Here is a 9946-nt window from a genome sequence, read left to right on the forward strand (position 1 = left end):
ACGGCAAGTCTACCACGACGATGCAACGCGACAAGTAAAAATGCTAATTTCCCGACGTGGACCACACCGAAAGACAAAGATGTAGCAAAGTCGATCCTCAATTTGAACATTGAGCTTTTCGATGTATGTCTCGCAACGTGCTGCCATAAAGTCGATGTCAGTGCTCAATAACCCTGCTGCCACGAAATACTCGATCGACGGTCCGAAGGAATTGCGGAGATTCTTCGTCCGTATCATTGCGGCGCACGAATCCAGTATGCCGCGCACTTCTTCGACGGTTTCTCGAAAGCATCCGAGCACGGCGCCGAACGATCGGAGAAGCGTGAGCAGTTCACGCGCCGGAGCTTCGCGATCCTTCCCAGCGAACCCGCACGCGTAGACGAGAATGCTTGTGTCGAGATAAACCTTGGTACCAACGAACCGCTGCGCCGCCCTACTGCTATCGGGCAGGTACAGAGCATTTGCCAGAAGAGTCCCTTTTGCGACTGTGAGCAGGTCGTCAAATAGTTCGGGCTTCGTAGTCTGAACCGAAGCGCAAAACGAGCCGACAATGTAGGACGAATCGGCCGAGGGCGGCGGAACGTCGATCACACGCCCTTCGACGCTCGCGTAGAGAGTTTCTAAGCCTTCATCGGCTACAAACGCGATGATGGCGGCCTCGGCTTCGCTAGCCGACCACTGCTGACCGCATTTCTCGCTAGCGAACGTCGCCAACGCTGAAACCAATCGCTCTACCCCTTGCTCGACCTCGGCGCGCAAGTCGGCAAAATTCTCGTCCGTGCATCTCGATGAGTCGCGAAAGAAAACTCCAGACTCTCTCCTGACAAATCCATCCTTAGCAGCACGATTCAAGAGGGTTTTCAGCACATGCAACGGAAGAGTCAAACCGTGCGCGCTCTTAATCCGATCCTGAAGGTCGGGAATGCTCACGGCGTCGTCATTCCCCAACGCTAGTGCGGAGACCAGAAAAGGCGTGAAATTGTCTAGATAGTCGAGATTGCGGCGTTCCCAATTCACTTTCAAAATGGCGAGGCTAGCAGCCGTAGTCGTCCTCATGCTTCGAACTCCAAAGTGTTTGGTGACGTCGCATCACCGAAAATACGCAGCCTACGCCAGCCATCGAGCAAAGCCAGACCGATGGAAAGCACAGATAAATGCTATACAACCGCTAGCAATCCGCTATCACGCTGCCTGATTGAGCCGCATCAGCACTCGGCGACCGCCGTGGCGACGACAGGTCGGAAGCTCGCCAGGCGGCGTTGGGGTACAGCGGAAGCAGCTAGGGCAGCAGTCCGCTGCTCACCCTCTCGCGAAGGAAGGTCCCGTTTACTATCTGAATGGCGAAGGCATACGCTTCGTGCAGCGTAGCCATCTCAGCGAGCCTATGGTCCGGCGTTTCGGTAGAAGCGACTGAATCCCACGGCCGAGACCATCCGAGCGCGAGTTGGATGGCCATTTCGGTTGTTAGACCCGATTGACACAGCGCCCGAAGCGGCTCGACTAGTTTTTTGTTGTGCGTGCACGATGGTAGTCAGACTGCCTCCGGAGAGCCATGCCTTCCGTCCCTTGTGCAAGCAGAATCACGCATGCGCTGACAACCTTCGCGTGCCCAAGGCAGCAAGATCAGCGCAATCTGGCCTCGGCCGCGTAACCCTAGCCAGCCATTCCCGCTGCCTGTACGACTCCCGCGGGAAACAGGTCCTGAATGACTTGGCTGGTTGGAAGGTCGATGAACTCGCGATTGATGTATGCGCCATCATCGCCACTAAGTCCCCACAACTCTCTTAGAGCAAGCTCGATGCGGCGGTCCTCAACGCCGCCCAATATCGCTCGCCTTTCCAATATTGAGTTCACGTCTTCGCAAATGGTTTCATGGAGGCTTTTCTCCCGTGGCTTGGATAGGTCCACCTTTGGTATAGGTAGTTCAGAAAGTCGACGATGGGTTAGCTTCGCGTGCGCCTTTGCAGGGTCGACTTCCGAGAAGCGCTTGAAGACGTAGTACGCCATCGTGCGTGACACTAAGGCGGCGAGAACGAACTCCAGACTCAAACCCATCTCCTCTACGTTTCGTTTGAGCTTATAGATGTACATGGACTGTGGGCAGCGAGAGTCCGTCCTGTCGATGGTTGCGACGACGCCGAGGCCCGCCTGTCGAACGAGGATCTTCGGCGGCGAATAAATCACGGGATCCTTATAAGTCCAACCCGAAATGCTGGTGTTTAACCATTTCTCGGGAACCACATGCTGGTAGCGATGATTCACGTCGTCGCCGTCAATGAACGGCACCAGACTTCCACTGCGATCGCTCAGGTCGGTGCTAATCAGATTGAACTTTGAAACACTCCTCGGTGTTAAGAGGTGTCCGCACTTGGGACAAATCTTGTTCTTGTATCCGAGAATCTTGTCTTTCTCGCCGGGGGTCGTTGGAGAGAGACAGCTCGGGCAAATCCATGCCAGCCCCGCCTTGTTCATTTCCTCTCCACGCGCGCGGTCACATAGGTCCATTAGTGGCGTCGCGTTGTTGGCCATCACGGCCATAAGCTGGTCGTCTCTCACTCCCCTAAAAACTTCGATTTCATAAGTCGGCGAGGTGAGTGAGCGTTGAACCGGGACGAGCCTGCTTCGCTGCGCTTCGATTTGTCGAAGCGGAATTTGTCCTTGAATCGCCTTGGTCCTTAGCACTCCAGAAACGACCCCACACCGCATCTGCGCGTCACTCGTGGCCACCCCTCGGCGAGCCTGCAAGACCACTGTTCCCATACGCACGTGCCTCCCAAACCAATCGGGGCCGAGGTTGTAAACTTTCTCAACTACAGCGTTGTGGAATAGCAGCTCGCGAAGGCGTGCTTTGTTGGGATAGAAGAGGCTGTCAGGTAGTACGAAGGCGAGGCGTCCTCCCTCTCGTAGGGCCCGCAGGGCGAGCAGGACGAACAGTTCCCAAGAATCCCAACCCTCATCGGTAATCCCCAGAGCTGCTAGAGCACGTTCCCTAACCTCCGGCGCCACATGTCCTCCCCAAGGAGGGTTGCCGATGAGAAGATCAAACGACGCGGGAGCAGCGCCAAGCCGCGCGAAGAAGGCCTCCACGTCGAGACTATCAGCGACAATCAAATTTCCACCTAGGTCCGCTACCTTTTCGCCTTTTTGTGCGGACCGCAGCCACAGAGCAAGCTTTGCAATCTCTACCGCTTGAGGGAGGCGATCGGAACCGAATAGACAGCTACGCAATAGAGTCGCTTGGTCATTTCTTGCAGCGGAGGTGAACAAAGTCGCAGCCGCAGTGCGTGTTGGAATCGAGTCATTGAGTGCGCGTATCCGCCAATACTCTTCGAGCATTTCCCGGTACGCGGAAACCAGAAATGCCCCAGAACCACAGGCAGGGTCCAGAATCCGCATCGAAAGCAGTTTGCTCATGCGCTTCTGAAGAGAAGCTTCTAGGTCTGCCCCCACTCCGGACGAGATAGGTGCCTCATCGTTGAGCAGAGAATGAATCGCACCTCTCGACAAGAAATCCGAGAGCACGTAGGCCGTGTAGTAAATACCATTGGCCTTCCGTTCGTTGATCTTCTCCGCTGCCGATTGCTGGTTGGGTGAACCCAACCTTTCCAAATCCGAAAGAGACTCCTCGAAGATGTGACCGAGCAGGTGTTCGTTTAGTTCTTTCCAGAAGTCGAACTCGTGAAGGCCCCAGACTCCGAAGATGATTCGGGGAAACCCGTCAAGGTCAATTATGTAGCGTTTGTCGTGCAGAGTATCCGGCAGATCGACATGATCAATGATGCGATGGTCCTTGAATAACTCCCCATTGTATGCCGATAGCCTCAGGCCACTCGTTAGCGGGCTTCCCTTATCAACCTCGTGAAAGAGGTATTTCAGTTGGTCGTACACCTTGAATGGGCTCGGCCCGGCCATCTGCCTCGCGGCTGTCGTCGCGCGCTTGACGGTGCCCTGTGGAATGAGCGCCTGAGGATGGTCCTCGCAGTAATAGATGAAGAGGAGCCGATCTAGGAGTCTTTGAGTGGCTTCAAGGAGTTCTTGGTGTGACGGCACTGGAGCCAGCTGCGCGGACGCTAATCTGAGCCCGTCATACAGGTCAGCCCTGATGCGATAGTACGCCTCATAAAAACTGTCCCGGATGGCCAACTGTCTCTCGGTAGTCTTGTCATACAGACTGTCGACGGGAGCGATGCCTTCCGTAGTACCGATTAGGAAATCATGATGCAGCAAGAAGTAGAGACGGCGAAACGTACTCGATGCAGCTTGCTCCTCGGAAACGCACTTCCGCAGATCGAACTCCTCATACTCCGTTCGGGAGTCGACAGAATAGAGCCGGATGACTTGCATGTCGGAGACGAGGACCCAGCGCACACCAAGAATGCTTTCGCCATAGAAAAAGGCCTGCTCTATCGGGGTCTCGTTGCTAACGCGCGCCTGCGGCATGTCGAGTTCCGTGCCCGGTGTTTTCAACTCAAGAGCGGCTGAAAACAGCACCTCTTCGGAAGAAAACGCTCCAAGCATTCCGTCAGGTGTTCGCTGTATGTGAGTTACTTCCGACGGCGGCTTTGGATAAAGCGAGGCCACTTGATCGTGGCTCGGGTACAGCCGATACCCTAGTACTCCACAGAAGACGTCCTGCAGGAATCGCTGTTCGAGGCTGGCTTCCTTGGCTCGCGTTTGTCCCAACGCACTAAGCCATCCGGATAGCTGAGCAAGTCGGCGTTCCTCATCCGGTATAACGGTGGCCTTGTGGTCGTCCAAATACTGCGAGAGGACCCCGGTGCCGAAGAGGAGGCCCTTTCCCGAGCCCGCTCCGAAGAGAGAGAACTGATAGGTTTTTCGCAACTATTGTCGTCCTTCTGCTGAGGCAGTGTTTCAAGCGGCAGGGATACTATCGCGGTCGCTGCAAACTTACGGCAGATCATACAGAAACTGCCATCTGTAGAAGGACGGACGGGATGCGAGGTAGGGTGAGTTCAACCGGTCGATGCAACATCATTCATGATGCACCGACTTGGGAGAGCAAAGCACATGGCACGCATTGGACGACCCGGACTCTCAGATCAGCACAAGCTCGAACTCTGGCAGCGATGGAAAGATGGCCAGTCGCACAGCGAGATCGCGCGTGCGTTGGGAAAACATCCCGCGTCGATTCATGGGATCGTCGAGGGGCGGGGTGGCTTGGTTCCTCCTCTCCGGACCCGATCACGTTTGTCGCTGGGTCTGCCCGAGCGCGAGGCCATCTCGCGCGGGCTGGCGATTGGGCACTCGATTCGGGCCATTGCGCACGCGCTACAGCGAGCCCCCTCGACTATCAGTCGTGAAGTGACTCGCAATGCGGGCCGCACAGCGTACCGTGCGGTCGATGCCGATGAGCGGGCGTGGGGGCGCGCCGTGCGCCCGAAGCAGTGTTACCTCGCCACGCACGATGCCTTGCGTGCTCTGGTCGCGATCAAGCTGCACGCGGACTGGTCGCCGGCGCAGATTGCAGGATGGCTGGTGCGTGAATTCCCCGAGGATGGCACAATGCGGATTTCGCACGAGACGATCTATCGCAGTCTCTACATCCAGGCGCGCGGGGTCCTCAGACGAGAGCTTCGCCTGCACTTACGGACGCGTCGTCGGATGCGGCGCAGCAATCGCGCCTCGACGGCTGGACAGGCGCGGGGCCAGATCGTTGATGCGATCTCAATTGCGGATCGCCCCGCCACCGTTGAGGATCGTGCGATCCCAGGAAGCTGGGAAGGCGATCTGCTCGCCGGGGCCAAGAACACGCACATCGCGACACTCGTGGAACGACAGTCCCGGTTCGTGCAGCTCCTGCGTATCACCGGCAAGGACATGGCGACCGTCGTGCAGGCACTCATCCGTGAGGTGCAGCAGCTGCCCGCTGGCCTCATGACATCTCTCACGTGGGACCGCGGGATGGAGATGGCGCAGCACCGAGTCTTCACCGTGGCGACGGACGTGGCCGTCTACTTCTGCGACCCGAAGAGCCCCTGGCAGCGCGGCACGAACGAAAACACGAACGGACTGTTACGGCAATACTTTCCGACCGGCACGGACCTCTCGACGTACACCCAGGCCGATCTCGATGCCATCGCGCTCAAACTCAACACGCGCCCTCGCAAAACTCTTGGATTCCTGACGCCTGGAGCTATACTCGCTGCCTGCGTTGCATCGACCGGTTGAACTCACCCAATACACGAGCGAGGAGTTTCAGCGGCTACTCGACAATCTGGGCGTCACGTGCAGCATGAGCCGCTCAGGCAACGTCTGGGACAACGCGGTGATGGAGAGTTTCTTCTCGACAATGAAGATCGAACGATGCCACCGCAAAGATTATCGTACTCCAGATGCGGCACGCGCCGACGTGTTCGACTATATCGAACGCTTCTACAATATCACGCGGAGGCACTCATCCCTGGGTAACCGAAGTCCTGTCGACTTCGAGCGGACAATGGCAGTAGCTTAACTCGCCGTCCACGGAACCCGGCGCAGTTCACTTATGACATGTTCTTGGACGCATTAAGCAGCGCGCACAGTTCCTAAGTGGCGACTACTTCTAGTCGTCCTAGCTTCAGAGTCGAAGGGAGAGGGGCTGGCTGTCACTGTCTCTCTTCGCTCTGGAGTGATCTGGATGCGCTGCGGTGGGGCGTGCTGTGCGGAGTCCGATCTACCCCTTTCCAAGGGAACCTTTTTGATACGCTCCTGTATCAACTAAGTAGTTGTTTAGCAACCACTTAACCGATTCCATAGTGCGACACTGGTCGTGATCTTGCACTAGGGTTAAGTTGACATCGCAATGTGACTGTCGCAGGATAGCACCAGTTGCGAACACGGTTAGATCAGCGTCTTCCGACTGATCGACCTTTGAGAAGCCGCCACTGTCTAGCGAACTCCCTAACCAGTTTAGGGGTCTCTGCTCTTCGAGCAGATCAGCAGACGGGGCGGCTTCTCGCTTTTATCTAGGCGTCCACAGCCAGACGTTGAACTTCAGCTTTCCGCTTGCTGTCCGCATGATGACGTTGCGCGAGAAAAGCCCCTTCTCGGCAATGTAGGCAGCAAGCGCAATCTTGCTTGGGCTCGCGCGCTCGAAACAATGCTTACCATTCATATGGTAGCAGACCGCGCCGACCAACACGTCTGCGAGTTGAACAAGACAATCCTTTTTTGAGTCTCGGGCAATTACTTCAGCGAAAATGTCTCGGCTGATTCCGAAGTCCTTTCGAGCCGAATGATTGAGAACAGCCTTAAGGTCGCCAAGACTGTTGCGCTCCCTGTTGTTGCGCTGGTCAAGGACCACACGATAAGTGGCATTCGGCGACACCCGCCTACGTATGAGCCAGTGAAGATCGCGGTAGTAATCCTGCTCAGGGTCTTCCCCTCTATTGCGACCCATGTTGTAGCTGTCGATGACCAAGGCGTTAAACCGACACTTCATGGCAAAGAACGCATCGACAATCTTTAGATACGCTGGGTGACACACGGGACCTGTGGCTTTGCTCCACTTCACTTCGCCATCAGGCTTCCACCCCACTTCAGCCCGAATCGCGGCCATTGTCGCGCGTAGTTCTGGCTCGTAGTCAGCACGAATCCAGATCCCCCCGAAAGCCTTATACCGACACCCCGACATGCTGCTCTCGTCACAGAAAATGTTGAGAGCAGCCGGCGCTGGCGCTGGCGGCGATGAATAGCCCTTAGAATCGGGTGAAGTGACGGACGACATGCTACGGTGGCTGGAGTGGCGTTTACTTTTCGGTCCTGCGCAGTATACCGCACCCAGGTACTCGCGCAACAGTTGGCAATTGTGTCAGCCCCCTTCCGCTCCTAATGGCGGTGCGAGAAAACGATGGCTGGTGAAAGCGCCTGGTTCCCTGCACTCGAACACGAAGATAGAGCTTACGTGAAATGAACGGACAACACGCGAAGGTGGAGAGGGACCTGCTGCTATTGGTTTTGACAGCGATTGAGGAGTCGTGCGGGAACAGTGTAGAGCTTTCGGGATTCCGTGCGGCAATGACACGCGCCGTGATGGTCCATTATCTTCACACAAGTAAGAAACCCATGAAAAATCCGGTTCATCTTTGCGCCAAATGAGGCTATACCGATGACTGCACCGCAACCCGAATCCGAATCGCCAGAGTTCACGAAGTTCGAGCTAGAGAGCCTACACTTGATGAGTGCCAATTCCGGCGATTGGTTCCTTCAGGACCTAGTTGCGCTGGCTAACAAAGGCATCACTCTGAGCGTCACGCTTTCGCTTGGCGGGTCCATGGTATCGGGTCAGATCATCGGTGGGCGAGAATACTTCACTCTGCTTGGTGAAGCAGTCGGTGCGGCAATGGGTCTCAGCGAAGATGAGGCGCGCAACATGTTTGCGGGATACAGGGACATCTATCCTGAAGCAACAAAGCATGAGGAAGACGATGAGGAGCAGGATGATGATGACAATCGGGATAAGGAAACAGGGGAGAGGGAGCGTGGTCAACGCCCAGCGGCTTTTATTCACCTGAAGAATGCGCGGACCTACTTTGGCACATCTCAGGTTCCGCAACGCTACGAAGGAATCCTGTGGAGAGGGAGAATCAGCGAGGTCGCAGGTTACACCTTTGGGGAAATGAGGACCGAACAGCAGTAGTCCGGCGATTCTTGCAGAAAAATCTCACGATTATTCGCGCCGGTATCCGTAGCAAGTCAGCGCTTCCATTCCCCCCATACGGGCCTGCGCCTGAGCGGGTCACCGGGAACACAGTAGGCAGGGCGGCAGTCGCATACGGGTCAAGCTAGGGCACCCAGCGCATGCGAAAGCAGGCTGGGCACAGTAGGCACACGCTCCCTTTTTTGGTCTCTAAGTCCCTACGGGTGTCCACTGCGGCAGCCCCGGCGTCGCATCCACCTCGACTGTCACGTCATAGGCGTCGATTCCAAGGAGCGCCGCCGACTGAATCGCGGCAAGCATCCGCGAAGATTGTGTTCCCGCCGCTACCGCGAGGACATCGTCCCCGCGCGGCGGGAATCGCGCGAGCGCAGAATGCGCGGACGAACCCATTTCCCGAGGTGCGGCGTATATATAGATGCGTCGAGTCAGTGTGACGATTCCGGCGCGTTTCCAACCGCCAGCTCTCAATACGATGACATCCAGAATCTTCTTTGCGATTCCCGCTCTCATGTTGTACGCGTCTCCATCGGTCGCGCCAGCGGCGGCGCAGGCTCCCGCACCAGCCGCGAAGGCGGCCTACACGCGGCCCGGCGACGCGGAGCTCAGGCGCAAGCTGACGCCGATCCAGTACTCGGTGACACGAAGGGACGACACGGAGATGCCTTTCCGAAACGAGTACCACGACAATCACGAGGCGGGCATCTACGTGGACGTCATCTCCGGCGAGCCGCTGTTCAGCTCGCTCGAGAAGTACGACTCGGGCACCGGCTGGCCGAGCTTCTACCGGCCGCTCAAGCCGGGCAGTCTGCGCACGAAGACCGATTACAAGCTCGGATATCCGCGCACCGAAGTTCGCTCGACGCTCGCGGATTCGCACCTGGGGCATCTCTTCGACGACGGCCCGCGGCCGACGGGACTGCGCTACTGCATGAACTCGGCGGCGCTGCGGTTCGTCCCGGTGTCCCGGCTGCAGGCGGAGGGATACGGGAAGTACTTGCCTCTGTTCGTGAAGCAGGGGAAGGCGAAGTAAGCTCTCGACAGACAGATCAACGGAGAGGGACGCAGGTCCGAGGTGACAGAGGCGCAGTTGCTGGCTGCGACGTACGACCACAAAAGGAAGCGGGGCGTCTCTCGACGCCCCGCTTCCTTTTGCTCTCATCCGGCTCCCGAGGGAGCCGGACTCGATTTCAGAGCCTTACTCGCCGCCCGGGGGGACGACGATGTTGTCGGCGCCGATCGTCACGATCACGAAGTCATCGCGACGGTTGCGCTGCCAGCAGGTCTCAT

General features: G+C 57.1%; 7 protein-coding genes and 1 pseudogene. 4 read left to right on the forward strand and 4 right to left on the reverse strand.

Annotated features, from left to right (window positions below):
* Nucleotides 1-9 precede the first annotated feature (9 nt).
* Both Q7S20_02855 and Q7S20_02860 read right to left on the reverse strand, forming a co-directional pair.
* Nucleotides 10-1056, reverse strand: coding sequence for a hypothetical protein (locus Q7S20_02855; GenBank protein ID MDO8500760.1), 1047 nt, complete (start codon nucleotides 1054-1056; stop codon nucleotides 10-12).
* Nucleotides 1057-1653: 597 nt separating this feature from the next.
* Nucleotides 1654-4842: an N-6 DNA methylase gene (locus Q7S20_02860; protein ID MDO8500761.1), complete on the reverse strand. Its 3189-nt coding sequence runs from the start codon at nucleotides 4840-4842 to the stop codon at nucleotides 1654-1656.
* Between the two features lie 186 nt (nucleotides 4843-5028).
* Here Q7S20_02860 and Q7S20_02865 point away from each other — a divergent pair, with 186 nt between their 5' ends.
* A complete protein-coding gene (locus tag Q7S20_02865; protein ID MDO8500762.1) occupies nucleotides 5029-6189 on the forward strand; it encodes an IS30 family transposase in 1161 nt (386 codons plus the stop codon).
* Nucleotides 6188-6472: pseudogene (locus tag Q7S20_02870) on the forward strand (integrase core domain-containing protein). The gene Q7S20_02865 and the pseudogene Q7S20_02870 overlap by 2 nt, the downstream one beginning before the upstream one ends.
* 489 nt (nucleotides 6473-6961) lie before the next feature.
* Here Q7S20_02870 and Q7S20_02875 read toward each other — a convergent pair.
* A complete protein-coding gene (locus Q7S20_02875; protein ID MDO8500763.1) occupies nucleotides 6962-7726 on the reverse strand; it encodes a DUF3800 domain-containing protein in 765 nt (254 codons plus the stop codon).
* 381 nt (nucleotides 7727-8107) lie between these two features.
* Between Q7S20_02875 and Q7S20_02880 the strand changes: the two genes are divergently transcribed.
* Nucleotides 8108-8638, forward strand: coding sequence for a hypothetical protein (locus tag Q7S20_02880; protein ID MDO8500764.1), 531 nt, complete (start codon nucleotides 8108-8110; stop codon nucleotides 8636-8638).
* A 210-nt stretch (nucleotides 8639-8848) separates the two neighbouring features.
* Here the strand turns inward: Q7S20_02880 and Q7S20_02885 are convergent, their stop codons facing one another.
* A complete protein-coding gene (locus tag Q7S20_02885) occupies nucleotides 8849-9049 on the reverse strand; it encodes a hypothetical protein (GenBank protein MDO8500765.1) in 201 nt (66 codons plus the stop codon).
* A gap of 82 nt (nucleotides 9050-9131) precedes the next feature.
* On the opposite strand from Q7S20_02885, the gene msrB reads away from it, so the two are divergent.
* Entirely contained in the window at nucleotides 9132-9689 is a 558-nt protein-coding gene (msrB, locus tag Q7S20_02890) for a peptide-methionine (R)-S-oxide reductase MsrB (protein ID MDO8500766.1), read from the forward strand.
* Nucleotides 9690-9946: the final 257 nt, after the last annotated feature.

It is taken from the genome of Gemmatimonadaceae bacterium, assembly GCA_030647905.1.
Lineage (GTDB): Bacteria > Gemmatimonadota > Gemmatimonadetes > Gemmatimonadales > Gemmatimonadaceae > UBA4720.